Annotated in this window: 18 protein-coding genes; 2 read left to right on the top strand and 16 right to left on the bottom strand. The window is 45.0% G+C overall.

All coding sequences use genetic code 11. The features are described 5' to 3' along the window. Positions 1–35: 35 nt before the first annotated feature. The 16 genes from FEN17_RS28070 to FEN17_RS26480 all read right to left on the bottom strand — a co-directional run bounded on the left by FEN17_RS28070 (position 36) and on the right by FEN17_RS26480 (position 19,477). Complete coding sequence (locus FEN17_RS28070) at positions 36–380, bottom strand: four-helix bundle copper-binding protein (protein ID WP_138368462.1); 345 nt, start codon at positions 378–380, stop codon at positions 36–38. A 23-nt stretch (positions 381–403) separates the two neighbouring features. Beyond that, positions 404–1,027, bottom strand: a complete 624-nt coding sequence (locus FEN17_RS26555) for a DUF305 domain-containing protein (RefSeq protein WP_138368461.1) — start codon at positions 1,025–1,027, stop codon at positions 404–406. Between the two features lie 97 nt (positions 1,028–1,124). Then, positions 1,125–1,334, bottom strand: coding sequence for a heavy-metal-associated domain-containing protein (locus FEN17_RS26550; RefSeq protein WP_138368460.1), 210 nt, complete (start codon positions 1,332–1,334; stop codon positions 1,125–1,127). A gap of 50 nt (positions 1,335–1,384) precedes the next feature. Then, positions 1,385–3,646 carry a heavy metal translocating P-type ATPase gene (locus FEN17_RS26545; protein WP_138368459.1) on the bottom strand — a complete coding sequence of 754 codons (2,262 nt, stop codon included), beginning with the start codon at positions 3,644–3,646 and terminating at the stop codon, positions 1,385–1,387. A 325-nt stretch (positions 3,647–3,971) separates the two neighbouring features. After that, positions 3,972–6,038 carry a heavy metal translocating P-type ATPase gene (locus FEN17_RS26540; RefSeq protein WP_138368458.1) on the bottom strand — a complete coding sequence of 689 codons (2,067 nt, stop codon included), beginning with the start codon at positions 6,036–6,038 and terminating at the stop codon, positions 3,972–3,974. A gap of 146 nt (positions 6,039–6,184) precedes the next feature. Then, the gene (locus tag FEN17_RS26535) at positions 6,185–8,917 is read right to left on the bottom strand and encodes a multicopper oxidase domain-containing protein (protein ID WP_171038009.1); all 2,733 of its coding nucleotides are present in this window, start codon (positions 8,915–8,917) and stop codon (positions 6,185–6,187) included. A gap of 78 nt (positions 8,918–8,995) precedes the next feature. Continuing rightward, on the bottom strand, positions 8,996–9,559 hold the full coding sequence (locus FEN17_RS26530; RefSeq protein ID WP_138368456.1) for a DUF3347 domain-containing protein: 564 nt from the start codon (positions 9,557–9,559) through the stop codon (positions 8,996–8,998). 30 nt (positions 9,560–9,589) lie between these two features. After that, entirely contained in the window at positions 9,590–10,807 is a 1,218-nt protein-coding gene (locus tag FEN17_RS26525) for an efflux RND transporter periplasmic adaptor subunit (protein ID WP_138368455.1), read from the bottom strand. A gap of 4 nt (positions 10,808–10,811) precedes the next feature. Beyond that, the gene (locus FEN17_RS26520) at positions 10,812–12,134 is read right to left on the bottom strand and encodes a heavy metal-binding domain-containing protein (RefSeq protein WP_138368454.1); all 1,323 of its coding nucleotides are present in this window, start codon (positions 12,132–12,134) and stop codon (positions 10,812–10,814) included. Beyond that, positions 12,112–13,368 (bottom strand): TolC family protein, encoded by a 1,257-nt coding sequence (locus tag FEN17_RS26515; RefSeq protein WP_205748192.1) that lies wholly within the window; start codon positions 13,366–13,368, stop codon positions 12,112–12,114. Before FEN17_RS26515 ends, FEN17_RS26520 begins: the two co-directional genes overlap by 23 nt. Beyond that, positions 13,352–15,286: an efflux RND transporter permease subunit gene (locus tag FEN17_RS27810; protein ID WP_138368492.1), complete on the bottom strand. Its 1,935-nt coding sequence runs from the start codon at positions 15,284–15,286 to the stop codon at positions 13,352–13,354. The genes FEN17_RS26515 and FEN17_RS27810 overlap by 17 nt, the downstream gene beginning before the upstream one ends. Further along, complete coding sequence (locus tag FEN17_RS27805; RefSeq protein WP_138368452.1) at positions 15,283–16,578, bottom strand: efflux RND transporter permease subunit; 1,296 nt, start codon at positions 16,576–16,578, stop codon at positions 15,283–15,285. Before FEN17_RS27805 ends, FEN17_RS27810 begins: the two co-directional genes overlap by 4 nt. A gap of 35 nt (positions 16,579–16,613) precedes the next feature. Further along, entirely contained in the window at positions 16,614–17,279 is a 666-nt protein-coding gene (locus FEN17_RS26500; RefSeq protein WP_138368451.1) for a DUF2231 domain-containing protein, read from the bottom strand. Positions 17,280–17,314: 35 nt separating this feature from the next. Further along, positions 17,315–17,866, bottom strand: coding sequence for a heavy metal-binding domain-containing protein (locus FEN17_RS26490; protein ID WP_310589787.1), 552 nt, complete (start codon positions 17,864–17,866; stop codon positions 17,315–17,317). A gap of 33 nt (positions 17,867–17,899) precedes the next feature. Continuing rightward, complete coding sequence (locus tag FEN17_RS26485; RefSeq protein ID WP_138368450.1) at positions 17,900–18,967, bottom strand: YncE family protein; 1,068 nt, start codon at positions 18,965–18,967, stop codon at positions 17,900–17,902. Positions 18,968–19,075: 108 nt separating this feature from the next. Continuing rightward, positions 19,076–19,477 (bottom strand): HYC_CC_PP family protein, encoded by a 402-nt coding sequence (locus FEN17_RS26480; RefSeq protein ID WP_138368449.1) that lies wholly within the window; start codon positions 19,475–19,477, stop codon positions 19,076–19,078. Positions 19,478–19,628: 151 nt separating this feature from the next. Here FEN17_RS26480 and FEN17_RS26475 point away from each other — a divergent pair, with 151 nt between their 5' ends. Together FEN17_RS26475 and FEN17_RS26470 are read left to right on the top strand one after the other, a co-directional pair. Next, positions 19,629–20,726 carry an exo-alpha-sialidase gene (locus FEN17_RS26475; RefSeq protein WP_138368448.1) on the top strand — a complete coding sequence of 366 codons (1,098 nt, stop codon included), beginning with the start codon at positions 19,629–19,631 and terminating at the stop codon, positions 20,724–20,726. 83 nt (positions 20,727–20,809) lie between these two features. Next, positions 20,810–21,151 carry a DUF6799 domain-containing protein gene (locus FEN17_RS26470; protein WP_138368447.1) on the top strand — a complete coding sequence of 114 codons (342 nt, stop codon included), beginning with the start codon at positions 20,810–20,812 and terminating at the stop codon, positions 21,149–21,151. The last annotated feature ends 1 nt before the right edge of the window (position 21,152 follow it).

Raw genomic sequence — 21,152 nt, 5'->3', positions numbered from 1 at the left:
TTACATAGTCGCTGTATTTACTATTTTCCAGTACTTTAAACTGACGTAGCCATTTTTTCACAAGCCTGGGCGCAGTTCCGGCAAGCTTCTGCACACTCACGGCAATGATCCATACCCATCTCTGCGTGTTTTTCACATTCATCGGCACACGCATTACAAGCGTCTGCACAAACCCGGCATAGATGCGCACTAAAACTGCTACCAAGGCTCATCACTTCAGCTGCACTTCGGCAGATAGCAGCGCACTCTAAATCAAGCTGGATGCACCTTGCCATATGTTCTACCTGCTCTTCTTTTAAACATTCAGTCGCGCAGTGGCTGCAAGCAATAGCGCATGCCACGCAGGCATCGATACATTCTTTAAATTGTTGATGTGCCATAAAATTTAAGGTTAGATTGGTGATTAGTTATTTCTGTTAGCCAATAGCCAGGTCTGGAAATCGGCTATTTCTTTGTTCTGCTCCTGGATGATCATAGAAGACATTTCTTTAAGATCTGCGTTCTTGCCCATCGATAAGTGCATCTGTGCCATCTCAGTGGCGCTTTTGTGATGTTCTATCATCAATGTGGCAAAGTCCTGATCTATGTTGCCGTTGATGATTTGCAGATCAGATTGTTTTCCCATCCGGTCCATTCCCTCCATCATTTTCATATGGAAGTCCATGTTCATGGTTGTAGGTGTAGCCTTGGTCAAAAACGAATCTAGCTGAGCTATTTCTTTTTGTTGTGCATCGATGATCGCTTGTGCTTTGGCTTTCATTTCGCTGTTGCTTCCAGATGCTAATTCCAGTTTGGCCATATCAATGGCACCCATATGATGCATTTTCATCATGGCAGCAAAATCAATATCAGGATCCTGGGTGGGCTTCATGGTTTGCATCTCATCCATCATGTCGTGCATAACGGTCATCATTTGATTATCGTCATGAGCCTGGATGGCAATTTTGTTGTCATCATCGTCATCGGAGCATGCAGTTGAAAAGGCCATCATGGCCGCAAGCCCTAGAATTTTGTACGCTGGTTTCATGGGTTTGTCATTTTAAATTAAGAGTTAATATAGTTTCCGATCAGCCCCATAACTTTAAAACAACTATGCCAACAGCGCCTGGATATTGATAATAGGGTTAGTCGATCTTCTCAATCACAAAACCCGCATCCTTCACAGCTGAGATGATTTGATCTCCGTTACCGTCACTATTTACAGTCAGGATTTTTTCCGGATTGTTGATATCCACTTCCCATTGATCGACCCCGGCGGTTTCATTTAAGCCTGGTGTGACTTTTGCTACACATCCACCACATTTGATATTAGTTTTAAATTTTAAAGATTCCATTGGTTGTTATTTGAATTATATAATCACACTACTAAACTTGCTTATAAATACTAAAGTTTTGCTGCTTTCAATCTCAAACTATTGCTTACAACAGAAACTGAACTAAGCGCCATTGCTGCTCCTGCAATCATTGGATCCAGTAAGAAGCCGTTGACAGGATACAACAGACCTGCTGCAAGAGGTATACCGATCAGGTTGTAGATAAAGGCCCAGAAAAGATTCTGTTTTATAGTTTTAACTGTTTTAGCTGAAAGCCGTAATGCTTTGGGCACCATGTTCAAATCAGATGTAATTAGTGTCATCTTTGCTACGTCCATAGCAATGTCTGATCCTTTGCCCATGGCAATGCTAACATCTGCCTGCGCCAGGGCATGACTGTCATTGATCCCGTCGCCAACCATGGCTACAATTTTTCCTTCTGCTTGCAGCTGTTTTACGAACTCTGCTTTTTGTGAAGGCATTACGTCTGCTCTGTAGTGTTTCAAACCTACCTGCTCTGCTACCGCAGCTGCCGTTTGTTTATTGTCACCAGTAAGCATATAAACCTGAATGCCGCGGTTTTGCAGCGTTTCAATGGCCTGACGTGAAGTAAGTTTGATTTTATCGGCAATGGCTATGATGGCTAGTACCTGCTTGGAGTCTGCAAAGAAAATTACCGTTTTGGCCTGGTGCTGCCATTGTTCTGCTTCAAGGGAAAGTTGATTGTTTATGCTGATTGTATTTAGCTCCATTAGTTTGCGATTGCCGATAAAATACCGGGTCCCCTGATAAAATGAGCTTACTCCCAAACCGGTTATACTTTCAAATTTCTCCAAACGCAGGGCTTCGAAACTATCTTCTTTGAGGCTAACAACTACCGCTTCTGCTAATGGATGCTCAGATTGAGCCTCCATAGCATGCAAGATTTGTTTGTATAACCTTTGATCACCGTTTATTACATTCCAAGAAATGTCTGTGACAATGGGCTTGCCCTCAGTAATTGTGCCTGTTTTATCCAGAATAACCGCATTTACCTTATGGCCTAGCTCAAGACTTTCGGCATCTTTAATTAGGATGTTATTTTCTGCGCCTTTTCCAATACCTACCATGATTGCGGTAGGTGTTGCAAGCCCAAGGGCGCACGGGCACGCAATTACCAGCACTGTCACAGAAGTAAGTAATGCATGTGTAAAAGCGTTTTCTGATCCAACCAGCATCCAGGTCAGAAAAGTCAGCGCAGCAACACCGATCACGACTGGCACGAATATACCGGCTATCTTGTCCACAAGCTTTTGAACCGGAGCTTTACTTCCCTGAGCGTCCTGGACCATCCTGATAATCTGGGCAAGGATTGTATCACCCCCTACTTTCTGGGCTTTAAATTGAAAGCTACCCTTCTGATTAATTGTCCCTGCAAATACTTGTTCTCCCTGGCTTTTTTCCACTGCCACGGGCTCCCCGCTGATCATGCTTTCATCCACAAATGAGCTTCCATCTGTCACAACTCCATCAACCGGGATTTTTTCGCCAGGCCTGACCAGCAGGATATCACCAACCTTTACTGCCGCGATTGATATTTCCTGCTCTACACCATTGACAATAGCCCTGACCGTTTTAGGTTGCAAGCCTATCAATTTCTTTATCGCAGACGAAGTATTGGACTTTGCCTTTTCTTCCAATAGTTTTCCAAGGGAAATAAATGCAATGACAACAGCTGCTGCTTCATAATATACGTGAGCATGCAAGCCCCTGTTATGCCAGAATTCAGGATAGATGGTGTTAAAGGCACTAAACACAAAAGCAATCCCAGTACTTAGCGCCACCAGGGTATCCATATTGGCTTTTCCATGCGTGGCCTGCTTGAAGGCATTCATAAAAAAGCTTCGTCCAAGATAAAATACCACTGGCGCTGAAAGGGCCATCATAATCCAGTTGCCGTAAGGCAGCGCGTCCATAAAGAACATCCCAATTACGACAATCGGAAAAGAAAGAAGGGCAGCCCAGAGCGTACGTCTTTTTAACTGCTTATAGTGACTGAGCTGAGCATCTTGCTGCTCTTGCTGTGGGTCTTGCGAATCAACAATCAGATCGTAACCAACAGAGCGGATTAGATTCTGTAAGTCAACAGGCTTAACGGTCTGGTCATATTCAGCCCAAGCTGTCTGATTGGCATAATTAACGCCAGCATCGTGGACTCCCTTGGCGGATTTAAGCATGCTTTCCACACTTACCGCGCAGGCCGCGCAGGTCATTCCAAGGACCGGAAAGGTTTTCTTTATATATTTATCCGAAGCTTTTTTAATGCTTGAATTATCTGAAATAAGTGCTTCCATTGTCTTGATTTATTTATACAAAACTAAGCTGAAGCACATAAGATTTTATTACACAATTAGCTATTAGGTGTGCATATTTTTGTGAATTCAACTTCATCAGAAGACGTTTAGTGCAGCCAACTTACTGAGAAAGTGGTGGCTGATCTTATCTTGACCGATTGCGTTTATTTCGACCGGCTGTATAAAAAGACTTTTGGTATTTTGTTCCTTCTTTCCAGCCGCTCATTTAAATCAAGCCAGTCCCTACACAGGTAAACAGGCCGGAAAGATTCCAGCCTGTTCTTAACAAACTCATCAAATTGTTGATTTGTCATAACCATAGCATTTAATTTACCCTAAGTAGCTTTGCATTAATGGCAACCACGATCGTGGATGCACTCATCAGGACTGCTCCCATCGCAGGGCTTAACATAAAAGAGGGATATAGCACACCGGCAGCCAACGGGATTGCTATGACGTTATAACCGATTGCCCAAGCCAGGTTTTGTACCATTTTTCTGTAAGTAGCCCTACCGAAGGTGATCATTTGTACTACATCCATAGGGTCGCTGTTTACCAGGATAATATCGGCGGTTTCAGCTGCCACATCGGTCCCCGAACCAACGGCAATGCCAACATCGGCCTGTGCGAGTGCGGGCGCATCATTTACACCATCACCAGTCATGGCAACAATCTCTCCCTTATCTTGAAATTCCTTAACCTTATCCTGCTTTTGATGGGGCAACACATTAGCCAGATACCCATCCATGTTCAGCTTTCTACTGACCGCTTCCGCTATTTTCTCATTATCACCGGTCAAAAGAAAGGTTTTAATATTCATCTTTTTTAGCTCAGCAACGGCCTGTGCTGCGCTTTCCCTGATACTATCCGCAAATGTGATCAGGCCTACCGGTTTACCGTCGATAAGAATAAAGTTTACTGTGTCGGTCGCCTGGTCTACCTGATCCGGAATAGCAGGCACAGGGTTGTTTTCCTGTTCAAAATAATTGGGGCCGGCAGCCACTACTTTTTTTCCGTTTACTGTACCTGTTACGCCAATACCCTGCATGTAGTTGAAATCGGTAGAAGCCCACAGCTCTAATCCTTTCTCTTTTAGCTTGCGCATGACCCCATGTGCAATATGGTGTTCGGAGTTTTGCTGAATTGCCGCCGCATATTGCAATATCTGATCGGATGAAAACTGATCTCCAATGGGTATGATCTGCTGAATTTCATGGGAGCCTTTGGTAAGTGTGCCGGTTTTATCAAAAATAATAGTTGTAAGCTTGCGGGCATTCTCAAAAGCGGTACGGTTCCGGATTAAAAGGCCATGCGTTGCTGAAAGCGTTGTTGAAATAGCAATAACCAATGGGATCGCAACCCCTAGTGCATGCGGGCAGGAAGTCACCATAACCGTAACCATTCGTTCCAAAGCAAATGCCAGATCCTGGCCGTTTGTATACCAGACAATAAAAGTGACCACCCCAACAGTAATGGAAACCAACGTTAACCATTTGGCAACCTTATCAGCCAGGTTCTGCGTATTGGATTTGGTACTTTGCGCCGTCTTGACCATGCTGATTACCTTTTGCAGGTAGGTGTCATCCCCTGCACCGGTAACATGGATTTTTAGGACTCCATCGCTATTAATCGCGCCTCCAATTGCTTTATCATCTTTCTTTTTCTGCACCGGAACGCTTTCCCCGGTCAGCATACTCTCATTCACATAGGAACTGCCTTCCAAAATCACACCATCGGCTGGTATCTTTTCTCCGGGTTTAACAAGCAATACATCACCACTGCGAAGGTCTTTTAAAGGGATGTCTGTTACCTGGTTGTCTTTTTCGAGATGCACCATTGAAGGCAGCAAAGCGACCAGCGATTCCAGGGCTTGCGAAGCAGCCATCTGGGATTTCATTTCCAGCCAATGACCAATCAGCATGATATCAATCAGGGTGGCAAGCTCCCAAAAGAAGTCCATCCCTTCCAGTCCGAAAACCACGGCCACACTGTACACATAAGCAGTTGTTATAGCTACTGCAACCAGGGTCATCATGCCCAAATTTTTACTTTTAAGCTCCCTGATAAGGCCTGTCAGAAACGGCCAACCTCCATAAAAGTAGATGACAGTGCTAAGTGCCAAAAGCACATACTGGTCACCGGGAAAGGTCCAGTCGATTCCGGCCATCTGCTGGATCATATGCGATAACAACAAAATAGGCACAGTGATGGCCATACAGATCCAGAAGCGTTTTAAAAAATCTTCTGTGTGATGCCCTGCATGTTTGTCATGGCCTGCATGCTCATCATTTTGCGGTGTAGGGGCATGCTGCTGATCAGCAGATTCCGGTATAGAATGCATGCTTTCCGCCGGCTTCTTCGGATGATGCTCGTGGTTATGGTGATTTTCCATCGGTTTAATTTTGTTTTAAAACTGGCATAAAAACGCACTTTGAGCCAACAGCAAACATCTTATGGTCAGCTCCTTAAAATCTTGGCATCGTAGTGTAGATTTTGAAAAAAACCATGACACAATGAAATATTACGTATTCCATTTGATTAGAACCTTAGTAGCAAGCCCCCACCCAGTTTGTACCTGGAATCATAGCCTCCGGATAGGGAAATGTATTTACCAAGCATATATTCCAGATCCAAATGGTATTCTCTATCTGTATTGATACGCCAGTTAAAAAAAAGTTTGGGCAGCAGCCATTCTTCCCCTTCAAGTGCAAACCTTACACGTCCTTTTGAATTTACACGCAGATCAGCATCGATGAAAAATGGCAGGGTATACCGGACTCCAATCACAGGCAAGTCAAAATCCTGCGCAAATGTTTGCTCCCCGTTGAATATATTGTAATACCGCTGTTTTACAGCACCAAAGCCAATATAAGGCCGCAGCCAGTCTCCAATGTACCGTTCATAACTGATATTGGCCTCATATTGCGACCCGTAGTTATAATTTCCTTCAAAGCGGATGGCATTGCTTTTATTAATAAAATTGGCACGGGCTTCGGCCATGTGTGATTTGGCGGCAATGCTTCCGTAAAAAAACCACATCTTGTCCTCTTTCAGTAACTTGTTGAGAGGGTATCTGGCCAGTGAAGTATCACGGGTACTTCCCTGATATTCTACGATACGCGCCATGCCACTCATCATGTGATAAAGTATGTGGCAGTGAAAAAACCAATCCTTCTCTTCAGTTGCATCGAACTCTATCGTAATGCTTGTCATTGGAGGAACATCCAGTGTATGTTTTAAAGGAGAAAAATCGCCGTTTTTATTAAGCACCCTGAAATAATGGCCATGCAAGTGCATAGGGTGGTTCATCATTGTGGTATTTTCGAGCTCAAACCTGACAACTTCGCCCTTTTTGATACCAATCTTATCTGCCTGGGAGAGTACCTTGTTATTTATAGACCACACATAACGGTACATACTGCCAGTCAGTTTTAAATGGACAGTCCTAACAGGCTTGGAGCTGTCAAAGGTTGTTTTCTGTTGGGCGCTCAATAAATCATAATTGAATATGGTCAGCGAGTCGGCTTTACCCATGTCCATGCCTTTCATGTTGCTGTGATCCATTTTGCTCATGTCCATGCCCTCCTGCCCTTTTTCTGGTTTTGCCGCAGGCTCCTTCTTCTGGGAAGGCTGCATGTTCATTTTGCTGTGGTCCATTTTGTTCATGTCCATGCCTTCATCCTTTTTTTCTGGTTTTGCCGCAGGCTCCTTCTTTTGGGAAGGCTCCATGTTCATTTTGCTATGGTCCATTTTGCTCATGTCCATACCTTCATGACCTTTCTCTGGTTTGGTAGCAGGTTCCTTCTTTTGGGAAGGCTCCATGTTCATTTTGCTGTGATCCATTTTATTCATGTCCATGCCATCACCCCCCTTTTCAGGTTTAGTAGCAGGCTCCTTCTTTTGGGAAGGTTCCATGTTCATTTTGCTATGGTCCATTTTGCTCATGTCCATGCCATCACCCCCCTTTTCAGGTTTAGTAGCAGGCTCCTTCTTTTGGGAAGGTTCCATGTTCATTTTGCTATGGTCCATTTTATTCATGTCCATGCCTTCATGCCCTTTTTCTGGTTTCCCAGTAGGTTCCTTCTTTTTTGAAGGCTCCATGTTCATCTTGCTGTGATCCGTTTCACCCATTGCTGAATGGTTCATTCTATTAGGAAAATTAACAGCCATGCTCATCATCATTTCATCCATATTCCAAACGTTTGGCCTGGGGATCGGTGCCGCAGACAGGGTGTCACCTTTCCCTAAATACAAGGAAGCAAATCCAGAGACATCTTGCGCAGTTGCCCTGAACTCCATCGTTTTATCTTTTGGTACAGTCAGCAGAAAATCGTAGGTCTCTGCAATCCCCATTAGCAGCCGGTCAACTTTAATCGGCTTTACGTCAATGCCGTCCGCGGAGATCAGTTCGAGTTTTCCTGCCCCGCCGTGCAGATAAAAATAGGTTGAAGCCGAGCCGTTAATGACACGTAACCGGACTTTATCACCCGGTTTTAAACCCGGAATACTTTCTTTGCGTTTTCCATTTGCCAGAAATGCGGCATAGTAAACATCAGACAGGTCCATGGGCGGCATACGCTTCCAGCCGTTTTTTAGCCTGTTGCCCAGTCCTTTATGCTGTATTAACTTATCAAGGCTTTGGGCATACCCTTTTTTAATTGAATACCACTCACTAGCCGGGTCATTCCTTTTTAAGGCATTCAGCACACGCCGGGGGTTTTCATCGGTCCAGTCCGACAACAAAAGCACAAACTCCCTCTCTACTTCATAAGTTTTCTTTCTAGGCTGGATTACGATTGAACCATACAAGCCACTTTGCTCCTGGAGCATGGTATGGGAATGGTACCAAAACGTTCCGCTTTGAATAAGGGGAAAGGTAAATGTGTACTGCCCGCCCGGCTCGACCGGGGCTGTTGTCAGATAAGGAACACCATCCTCCTTATTGGGCAGCAGCAGACCATGCCAATGGATCGATGTTTCATGGCGCATCAGATTATGAACATGGATTACGGCGGTGTCCCCTTCGGTGAAATTTAAGGTTGGTGCAGGGATTTGCCCATTCATAGCGAGCGCAGAAACCTTGCGTTTGCCGCTAATATTGGCAGTTGTGTCATTTACATATAAATGGTATTCGATCCTTCCCCCTTTTGAGCTTGCCAAAAAGGGTTTTTTAGCCAACGCTGGCTTGGATGATTCAGCACCACCATGCTGGTGTTGTGCGAAAACACCCACCAGGGGCATTATTGATAGTAGTATAGTGATTAGTTTCATCGGAAGTGTTGTTAGGTGCATTAAAATTGGTTCAGGGCAATGCCCTGAACCTGGTATGGTAGACTTTAAACATTCCGGTTAATTCACCGTCTCTTTTACTTCTCCGCAGGAAATCATCTTATCCCCCATATATGGATTTTTAATCTCTTTTTGAGCAGACAGCCAATATCCGCCTTTATCTTTATTAGCCATCGGGCAAAAATCCACATACAGTTCTCCACTGCTCAATCCGGATTTTTTAACCAGGGGAATAAATTCGTCACTCAGGGTGGAATACAAAACCCTTTGGGCTTCAATACCTTTAGCCTCTGTAATTTGGGAAGCTATTTTGGCCGTCGCACCCCCTTGTGAGACCTGACCCATACCCGCTTCGATGGCGCTGGAAGCAATTTTTGCTTCTGCTGCATCCGAATTGATTAGGGCCGTGGTCAGGTGTATGTAATGCTGGTAGACTGCATTAAGCTTATCATCTTTCAATATAACTTTACTTGTTTCTTTACCGCCCATATCCATGCCTTCATGATGCGCATGGGCCGTTGAATCCTGATGGGAACCGGTATTACTTTCTTCATTTTTACCGCCGCATGCGGAGAGTACAATTACTATGGCTACTGGCAATGCCCATTTGGTTACGTTTTTCATCTTAATAAAATTTATAGTTAATAAAATTGGTTACTCATGTTGATGTAGGGCCATTGGGTCAGATCCTTTTTTTAATACATATTCACTGTATAAAAGATAAGCACCTGTAACAACCACCTTTTCATTTTTGGCAATGCCTTCCTTGATTTCAACCAGGTCAGCATTCTGCATGCCGATTAAAACCATGCGTGCCTGGAAAGTGCCAGGCTTCGTTTCAATCCATACATGCGTTCCTTTTGCGTCACGGATCACCGCATCGACAGGCAAAGTCATTGCATTAATCATATCACTGGTTTGCAGGATTATATTAGCCTGCAATCCTGGCTGCCACCGGTTCGCTGGGTTTGGAATAGTGCCCCGGACCTGCATCAGCTGGCTGCCACTCTGAATGGCAGGTGTAATGAAATCGATCCTTATTTGCTGGGGTTTGTCTTCCCAGCCTGCAACCTGGACCTGGACCTTTTGCCCTGTACGGATGCCTGCCGCTTCTGCTGGATAGATATCGGCTTCGACCCATAAAGAAGAGTAGTCTTCAAGGCGCAGCACCGCGCTGCCCTCAGACACATACTGCCCTTCCGTTACTGATAACTCTGAGACAGTGCCATTCATTGGTGCCCTGTAGGTGATAAAAGGGTCTTGCTTCTGCATTGCCGCTAGGCCCTGGATATCTTCTTCACTTTGGTCATACAACCGGAGCTTCTGCCGGGCCGCTTTTTCAATAGCTATGAAGCGAGCATCAGCAGGAAACTGCTGCACTTGGGCATGTGCCAACAGATATTCCTGCTGAAGTGCAGAAAGTTGCTCGGAGTATATTTTGTAAAGCGGCTGTCCTTTCAATACAGCTACACCGGTTTCTTTGACATACAACACCTGGATACGGCCAGCTGCACGGCTGGATACAACAGCGGTTTGATCTGGGTTCACAGCAAGGCGGCCATTAAGTCTTTTGGAATTCGACAAAAGGCCGCTGCCAACTGTCATCGTCGTTATATTGGCCAATGCTATTTGGCTCTCACCCAATATGATAGCGGCATCCTTACTGCTTTTATCAAAAATGACCAGGTCCATGCCACATATGGGGCAGCTGCCTGGTTTGTCCTGGATTATTTGCGGATGCATAGGACAGGTATAAGTCTTCTGCCCAGCTGTGGCGGCTTGCTTTTTTTTATCATCTTGGCATGCCGTCAGAAACATCCCCGGAGCAAAAGAGGCGACAGTAGCAAGCCTCAAAAATTCTTTTCTTTTCATATCCTTAATTTTCAACGATACTGTTATCCTTAATAAAGCTCTCACTGTCGATCAGATAGGATACGTTTGACGCGACTTTCCAATCCTGGATATCAGAGAGGATCTGTACCATACCATCTATAACTGCGCCGGATTTAACGTGCATGGGTAGCAGCACTTTACCTTGTTGCTTGAATACAATAGCCTTGCTGCCGGTTTGCCAGACCGCTTTTTTGTCGAGCCATAACCCATTTTGAAAAACGATGGGAATACTTGCGGTCAGAAGTTGCCCGGGCGTCAGATTTTTGCCTCTGAGATAGACCCTGGCCAAGGTGAAACTCTCACCACTTCGAAGAACCGGCTGGATCAATCCAATCTTGCCACTGACCATATTTTCCTTCTCATTGCCCGCATAAAAGAGCAGCTTTTGTTGTGGCTTGATGCGGGAAGAAATAGCAGGCGATAGCGCAAATTCTGCAATCAGCCCTTGGGATGTATAAATCGTAAATAAGGACTGCCCGGCAGTAATATATTGCCCAGGGCGCAGCAGCACCGGTGAAGACACTGCTGATGGTGAAGTAGGGGTCGATGAAGCAGCTGTGCTGCCACCCATTTCATCCATTGCCGTACCACCATTGCCAGAAGGTGCAGCCATAGGTGCGCTAGCTTGTGTCAAACTGGCTGATTGTTCCAGGATATATCCATTGGCCGGGCTGTAAACGGGTACCCTATATAACACATTTCCTGACTTGATAATGTCTTCGATTTGCCTAAGGCTTATTCCCAGCAGCATCAGGCGCTGTTTGGCTTTTTGCAGTAAATCCGGGCTGCTTCCGTCACTACTGAGCATCAAAAGCTCTCTTTGGGCAGATGCCAGGTCCGGAGAATAGACCTCCATTACCAATTGCCCTTTTCGGACAGGCTGATAGTTATATTTAATCAGTAACCTTTCAATGCGGCCACCCACCCGTGATGATAGCGAAACCTGGCTGCGGCTATCATAAGTTACCACTCCTTGCGCCTGTACAGAAAAAATACGCATGCCACTTTCCGCATTAATCAAAGGGATACTGGCAATCACCTGCGCGTTTACTGGCTTTAACAAAGCATTGAAACTACTGTCAACAACCAACTCATTATTTGTTTCTTTTACCACCAGGTCCATGCCACAAATCGGGCACTTGCCTGGTTTTTCCTGGATTACCTGTGGGTGCATCGGGCAGGTATACAGCTCTGTATCCCCGTGGGCCACATGCCCACTTTTTTCGGATTTATTTTCACAGCCCATCAAAACCACACTGGCCAATAACAGTACCGTTAAAAGGCTACCGATATAGTTCTTTCTCATAGTCCACGATCATTTCGTACAATTTCAATTTCTCGTCAAGCACATTCATTTGCATCATTGTCAAGGCTTCCCAGGCGTCTATCACAACAGGCAGCTGCGCTTTATTTTCCTGATAATTGGCAAAGTAAGCGTCCATCGCCTTTTGAAGGGCCGGGATGATTTTTTCTTGCATCGTGCTGACCCTGGTCTGCATAGACTCGATCTCTGATTGCATGCCATAAAGCATTCCCTGGGTTTCTACCAGCATCGCCGAACGCTCCTTTTGCATTCCTTGGATGCTGAGCTGCATGCCTTTGATATCGGATTTGTACATTTTAGATGACCAGGGGGCAATAGGGATACTAAGCATTCCCATCACGCTGTAAGCATTAGGCATCATTGCGTCGAGCGGGTACATATGGTCAAAGCGGATTTTAAAATCCGGCTTTTTCTGTTGTTTCATGCTTTCAATATTCAGCTGCATTGATTTGATACTTTCATTCATTTTAAAGACGTCCATTCGCAGCTCAGCAAGTGAAGCGGTATCGTAGTGCATGGCTGCCCGAAAGGAGGGGATGTACGTGGTGTCAATCTCAAAGTATTGGTTGCCAGCTACATTCATGAGGCTATTAAGCCATCCTCTTGCCTTCCCAATAGTACCTTCCTGCATACGGATCATATTCTGGTTTTCCAGGATTTTCGATTCTGCCCGGTAAACCCCTCCGAGTTGTGACTGGTTATAGGGATACCTGACTTCTTCAATCTTCTTCATCATTACCATGATTTTCTCATTCTCTTCTAGTACACCTACACGCTGCCGGGCAATAAGCCAGTTGAAATAAAGCCGCTTTGCCTGGGCCTTATAAGCATTGAGGGTAATATCTCGGTTGGCCCTTTCGACATTGCCTTGGGAAGCGATATATCTTCTTTTTGCATTCAGCTTGGACAGGTTAGGTATATCCTGCTCAATCTGCAGCATCAGGTTTCCCTTATCACGCGATTCCATGATCATTTGATTGGGGTAGGGGGTCATAAAAGTCCCCAGCCCAATCATGGGAGGCATCCATGCCGTAGCTGCATCACCGCTATGTTTGTAACTGTCCGCTTTGAGTCCATAAGACTGAAGCATTAGGTTATTGTTATCAATGCGTTGTAAAATCGTATCTAGCCTAAGTACCGGTTGCTGCTGTGCCCAGGTAGTAAGCGGCAGCAGAAACACGATTAACCATTTCACATAATTAGTGTTGTGTATCATGGATTTGTAGTTTTCCGTATTTACGTAGCTCATACTCCTTTGTCATTAAAAATATCAGTGGTGTTACCAGTAAGATGTGCGTAGATGATGTAAGCACGCCTCCGATCATCGGCAGCACGATAGGCTGCATCACATCCGTTCCAACTCCATTCGCCCAAAGTACGGGCACCAATCCAAAAAGCGATACACACACGGTCATCAGCTTGGGGCGCAGACGTTTTACGGCCCCATGGATTACATACTCGCGCAGGTCCTCTTTAGTAATTGATTCACCAGAGTTTCCTTTTTTATTGACTAGCTGCTGCATGGCATCATTTAGATAGATGACCATAACGATACCGGTTTCTACGGCAATGCCAAACAGGGCAATGAAGCCCACCGCTACTGCCACAGAGAGGTTGACTCCCCAGAAATAAATCATATAAGCCCCACCAATCAAAGCAAAAGGGACTGTGATCAGGCTTAAAAATGCTTCCCGAAGGGAATGAAAAGCAAAATACAGCGAAAAGAAAATGATCAGCAGCACGATTGGCGCAATCCACAGAAGCGTCTGCTGCCCACGGATCAGGTTTTCATACTGCCCGCTCCATTCCAAATAATAACCCGGTGGAAGTACGCCATTTGTTTTACTGATCTTTTCTATGGCTTCCTGGACAGTCCCCCCAAGGTCCCGGTCGCGAACATTGAACAATACCGCGCCACGAAGCATCGCGTTCTCCGAAGCGATCATTGGAGGGCCGTTCTCGAAGACGACATCAGCTACGGCTGACAAGGGTACTTCCCCCATGGAGGCAGACATCAACGGAAGCCTTTTGATGGTTTCTACACTGTTACGGTAATTCTGGGCGAGCCTGACGCTGATAGAAAACCGCTTTCTACCTTCGATCGTGTTCCCGATCGGAGAGCCCCCTAACGCGAATTCAACAGCCTGGTTTACATCATCAACGCTGAGCCCGTAACGGCTAAGATCTTCCCTTCTTGGGTTGATAGCCAGGTATTTACCACCTGTTACTGGCTCTACGTAAAGATCACTGATACCTGCTGTGCCTTCCAGTGTTTTTTTGACCCTTTCAGATACATTAGCGATGGTGTCCAGATTCTGGCCATAGACTTTTATTCCTACATCTGTACGAATTCCAGTTGAAAGCATATTGATCCGGTTGACAATAGGCTGTGTCCAGCCGTTGATCACGCCCGGTATCTGAAGCTTGGCATCAAGCTCGGTAATAATATCTTTTTTTGTAATCCCGGCTCGCCACTCTGACTTTGGTTTCAGTTTGATGATCGTCTCAATCATGCTGATCGGGGAATTGTCAGTGGCAGTACTTGCCCTTCCCGCCTTACCTAATACCTTATCAACCTCAGGTACTGATTTAATGATTTTATCCTGAACCTGCAGGATTCTTTTGGCTTCCGAATTTGAGATATCTGGCAGCGTTATAGGCATAAAAAGGATACTTTGTTCATCCAGCGGCGGCATAAACTCCGATCCTAGACTGGCTAGCAGCGGTATAGTAATCAAAAGTGCCATGATGTTAATAGCCAGGGTGGTTTTACGCCATTTCAAAACACCCCTTATGACCGGCTCATAAACACGCTCAAGGATCCTGTTTACAGGGTTAGCATGATCGGGCCGGAACTTGCCTTTCATGATAAAAGATATTAATACCGGCGCCAGGGTAATAACCAGCAGAGCGTCCACGATCAAAATAAACGTTTTCGTATAAGCTAGGGGGTGGAATAGCTTACCTTCCTGCCCTGTCAGCATAAATACGGGAAGAAATGAGGTAATAATAATGACCGTTGCAAAAAACACCCCCCGGGATACCTGCTTACTTGATTTTTCAATAATTGCCAGGCGCTCCTGTTCAGAGATCCACTCAGGCCGTTTATCTTTTCTTTTCTTAAACCATTTCATAATGATGTTGTTTTCTGCTCCTGCTGCCACTGCTCATACCGCTGAGAAAGATGCTTATAGGCATTTTCGCTCATAATGATGCCGTTGTCGACGATTACGCCGATAGCCAGGGCAATTCCTGTTAAGGACATGATGTTGGATGAGATACCAAAGGCATTCAGTAAAATGAAACTGGCAGCAAGGGTAATGGGAATCTGGATGATGATGCTCAATGCACTGCGCCAGTGAAAAAGAAAAATAATTACCACCAGTGATACTACGATCATTTCCTCTATTAAGGTGTGCTTGATAGAATCAACCGATTCCTGGATCAGCTCTCCACGGTCATAAACAATATCAAATTTTACACCTTTCGGAAACCCTTTGGCAGCTTCGCTCATTTTTGCTTTCACTTTCTCAATGACAGCTGCTGCATTTTCACCGTAACGCATCACTACAATGCCGCCTACCCGTTCGCCTTCCCCATCCTGGTCAAAAATACCCAGCCGGGTTTCACCCGTCATCTGCACAGAAGCTATATCAGAAACCCTGATGGGTATACTGCCTTGGTTTTTGATTGGTATATTCTCAATTTCCTCGATGGATTGGAGGTACCCAGACGTCTTGATGATGTAGCCTATATCACTTAATTCAAATTTCCTTCCTCCGGATTCATTGTTGTTCAAGCGGACCGCGCTCATTACCTGTGGTATAGATAAGCGGTAGTAAAGGAGCTTATTAGGATCTACCGTGATTTGGTATTGTTTCTGGAAACCACCAAAGGAAGCAATTTCGCTTACCCCTTCCACATTTTGCAAAGCGAATTTGATATACCAGTCCTGCAAAGCCCTTTGTTCGCCTAAATCCATTTCAGGGGCATCCAGCGTGTACCAAAGGATATGTCCTACGCCTGTTCCATCAGGACCAAGCTGTGGGCTGACACCCGTTGGCAGCGATCTGGATACCGTACTCAGCCGCTCCAGAACGCGCTCACGTCCCCAATATACGTCTACATCATCATTGAAGATGACATAGATAAAACTCATCCCAAACATGGAAGTCCCGCGTACATATTTAATCTTGGGAAGCCCTTGAAGATTGGTAACCAATGGGTACGTAATTTGATCTTCAATTAATTGCGGCCCCCGCCCCATCCACTCGGTAAAAACAATTACCTGGTTTTCCGATAAATCAGGAATGGCGTCAATCGGGTTTTTCTTAACGGCAAACACGCCCCATATGAGCAGTGCTGCCGATAAGACCAGTACAATGAACCGGTTATGTAGCGACCATCCTATAATGCGATGTACCATACAATTTCTGTATTTTACCCTTAACAGGCCCTGATTTAATGATTATGTTGTTCGAGTAAATAGCCTTTTGCCCCAATACCGTGCTTATGGACCAGTTCCGCACCATGATGACCGGTATAGGCCACAAAGAATGCGGCTGCACTCATGACGATGGCCATAGAAACGTTAACCCACAGATTTCTTTTCAGGAAAAATATGTTGACAGACTGTACCAGCAGGGCTATCCCTGACAGCCACTGTGTGTAAGATGCATACTTCTCATGCTCTTCGAGTATAGCTTGAATAGCTGGTGCCAGCTGCGCGGTATGCGCATGAAACCAGGTCGATGATGCGTAAGCGCCGATAAAGCCAAGCAGTAAAAGTGCCCATGCCACTGTTGTGATCTCTTTTTTATAAAAAAAAAGGCCTACCCATTGTAGAAGTGCTGCAACAATCAAAAGAACGATTGGAAAGTGGACCACTAAGGGGTGCAGTGTCGGAAACTCGCCAAGGCCATGCTGATGATCACTATCCGGGCTCATAGCCGCTTGCATGGCTGTGCTATCATGCGCACCATGCTCGTGTTGCAGTGTAGGTGTAGCCGACTGGACCGAGTCGACCTTAGCCTTACCGTGCTTTTTTCCATTGTGGGCGAATAAAGATGCACCAGCCAGCAGCAACAAGCATGTCAGCAGAAGGGCTACTTTTGTAATTGACTTCATTAGAAATATCTGTTAAAATGAATGTATCTCAGATCCTACTTTTTGACCAGCTTCATATGGCATTTTGAGCAGGTTTCCCCTTCTTTTCCAGTGACCTCCGGGTGCATTGGGCAGGCATAGGCTGCTGCCGTCGAGACAGGCTTTTTCTTCATGTTGGCATCCAGGCCATTTTCAAAACAATGCAGCGAGCAAGCCATGCCTTTATAACTGGAATGTACATCCCCGATCTTCTTCCCTGATGCGTCGTAAATCTCACAGGTTTCACCTTTGTCTTTTACGGTAAGGTATATCTCACCATTTGCATTGTAATAGGTTTTCCCATCTTTACCCATCCGTCCCATTTTTTTATTGGTATGGGCATCAACCAAATTGCCTTCTCCATCCACGAATGCCACTTTATGACCCTGGTAGTCCTTTACAATCTTGTCTTTTGTAACTGAGCCGATGGTAGCCCCGCCTGCATCAGTGATCATACCGTCTCTGGCAATGCTCATCGGCTGCTTGTAATTGGATTGGGCAAGCAGCATAGCAGGGAAGGCAAAGATTGCTACAAAGAGCAGAGCGGATATTTTATTAAATGGTTTCATTGTTTTATTTAGTTATGGTTAAAATATATTTGATCATTGCTTCAATACGATTCCGTTCGGCTTTTTGCCCACAGCGATATCCTTGATCTTGGTATGGCTGAGCGTATTGATAACTGAAACACTTTGTGCCATTTGATTGGTTACGTAAGCCGTATTGCCATCCGCGGTAAAGCCAACAGCATGTGCGCCAGCCGCAGTATCAAAGACCCCGGCATGCATCCATTCTTTCATAGCGCCGTCCCATTTCCAGAAATGCACCTTTCCATTGTCCGGATCGGTGACCCATAATTCTTCTTTTTTAGCTAGATGTGCGGCACTGCCCGGCATAAAACCAAGCGCGATCGTCTGAATAACCTTATCTGTTGCAATATCAATGACACTGATGCTTTGGCCTTCTTCGTTGTCCACATACATTTTCCTGTCGTAACCTATCCATGCAGCGACCGGGTTGTCGCCAACTGAGATCGTTGCTGTTACGGCTTTGCTGGAAGGATTGATCACTGAGACATTATCATCGCCACTATTGGCTACGTAGACCTTGGAACCATCTGAAGAAAATGTCACTTCTGCGGGCTCCATACCCACAGGGATTGTATTTTTCAAGGAGTAGGTAGCTGCGTCGTAGACAAGCACTTTTCCTTCCATTTCCATTTGGGAAGTCCAGATCTCTTTGCCATCAGGAGAATATACTGCGTTGTGGTTCATGACGGGTACTTCCAGATCTTTCAAAACAGTACCCTTTACCGCATCCAAAACAAGCACCCTCCCTGTCATGCCTTCCATGCCTCCTGCATGGCCAGCGCTCAAATCCATTCCAGGAACTGCAACAGTCAGCCTATGCTCACCTAAACTTTGCAGGTGATAGATGTGATGTGGCCACATTGCCATTCCCATAGAACCGGTCATCAGATCCAAAGTCTCGGAAACTTTTTGATCCGATAGCCGGATCACAGAAACCGTGGCATCTTCTCCATTGACCACATAAGCAGCGGGATAATCGATATTCTCTTCCATGGGCATATCATCCATAACATGTTTACGACAGGCAGAAAATGAGGTGATAGCAAGCAGCAGCACTGCGCCATAGGTAATGCGTAGCATAGACTTTGTGTGTTAATAAATTGAAAGAAAGATTAATCAGTGCTGACAGGAGTGCAACACAAAGAGCCCGGCAAATAGATTTGCCTGGCACAGAAAGGACACGAAATTTTAAATCAGATAACTGCAGTGCAGAATATAAACCGGGACTGGTTTACTTCGGGGAGGGGCATTACTTTGATTGCTCGTCCCAAAAACATTCGGGTAAGATGCTGCCAGAAAATCATATGTTACCCCTTTATTTAACATTGCCACAGAAAGCAATGGGTTACTGAGCGTATTATCTGTCAGTTTGTAGGAATCGTCGGTCTTTACTTTTTTAAACTCGTCTTTGCAGCACCCGTTTTTTGTGGACTTGTTTTTATCCATCCCACAATTTTCACAGTGCCCCTGATCTGCTTTTGTAACCTCCAAATTGACCACTTCCCCCATGCAGTAATGCAGGTGTAAGGTAACACCGGTTGCAGTACCCAGGTATAGAAAGGTCAAGAAAAGTACAGTAAGCTTTTTCATGATGGACTCAAAGTGCAAAGCTTGAAAATATTTATCTTACTTCATTATACAATTGTGGGTCAGACTTACATAATTTTTGGATTGACAAGCATTAACCAATATCACCTGTAAGTTCTTACTAATTTAGGTAAAAATTAAGCAAATATCAACCATGAATATATTTTTAGCAAAGCTCGGACTTTTGATTGCCCTTCCCGTCTTTCTGATTTTTCAAACAGATCTGCCCGAACCTGGGCGGGCGGATGCTGAATATAATTTAGGTATGGGCAGTCAGCCAGAAATAGCTATTGATCAAAATGGAACGGTCCGGATTGTATATGGAGTCAAAAATGGGGATCAGCGGGACCTGTATTTTGTATCATCAAATGATGGGGGAAAATCCTTTTCCAAACCTACCCAGTTAGGCAGCTTTTCCAAAATGGGCCTTGGGATGGGCAGGGGACCGCAGATCACAACAACAAATGACTATACAGTTGTTACAGTTGGTGACCATCATGGTGATTTATTTGCAATGCGACTTTCCAATTCAGATAATCAATGGTCTGCCCCGGTGAAAATCAATGATGCGGATACAACCGCCAAGGAAGCTCTTTCTGGACTAGGTGCCGGTAAGGGCAACGATGTATATACTGTCTGGCTGGATACGCGGCTGGGCAACAATAATCTATATGGATCACTTTCCGAAGATGGCGGATTAACCTGGGAAAAAAATCAATTAATTTATCAGGGAGAGCAGAAAGGCATTTGTGACTGCTGTAAGCCATCCGTTTCTTTTGATCAAAACGGCAGTATGTACGTTATGTTCCGAAATAAGCTCGATGGGGCCCGAAACATGTACCTGATCAGCTCAAAGGACAATGGCAAGCATTTTGGTAAAGCCCAAAAACTTGGAACAGGGGACTTTATGATTGATGGCTGTCCTATGGATGGCGGCGACTTGGCAGCTGATGAGAATGGGAGAGTTACCACGGTCTGGAGGCGCCAACTGGAAGTCTATGTAGCCGAGCCTGAAAAGCCGGAAGTAAAACTGGGAGTTGGCCGTACCCCTGTAATTTTGCAAACTGGCAAAGGGCCTGCGATTGCCTGGCAACAGGATGGGGCTATTCAATTTCGCGCCACCGATGGGCAAAAAGCCGTTTCGATAGGTAAGGGTCAATATCCCAAACTTGCCATGATGGCTGATAAAAAGACCTCACTTTGTGTTTTTGAACGTGATGGCCAGATTTTGGTAAAGCCCATTGTATTATAAATTATGATTGTAGAGAATCAGTAGAGAATCATTGGCATACTTATTGAGCACTATTCCAATATAAATTTTAACCACCGAAAACAATGAAAAAATTACTTGCCTTAATGGTAGCAGTTCTTTTTTCCTTTAGTGTATATGCACAGGATAAAGAAAAGAAAATGGACAAGATGCATGCATCTATGAAAGATTGTGTAATGATGCACGATGGAAAAATGATGGTTATGAAAGGCGGTGAGATGACTGCAATGACTGAGGATATGACGTTGAAAAACGGAACAATGATTATGAAAGATGGCACCGTAATGATGAAGGATGGTACCAACAAGCCGCTAAAAGAAGGAGAAATGGTCGATATGGATGGGAAAATGGGTAAGATGGACATGGACATGAAAAAACACAAGCCAAAAAAATCAGGAACCAGGTAAA

It is taken from the genome of Dyadobacter luticola (assembly GCF_005860805.1).
GTDB classification, from domain to species: domain Bacteria; phylum Bacteroidota; class Bacteroidia; order Cytophagales; family Spirosomataceae; genus Dyadobacter; species Dyadobacter luticola.
Note: the sequence above shows the minus strand (reverse complement) of the source record. Positions and strands in the feature narration are given on the sequence as shown.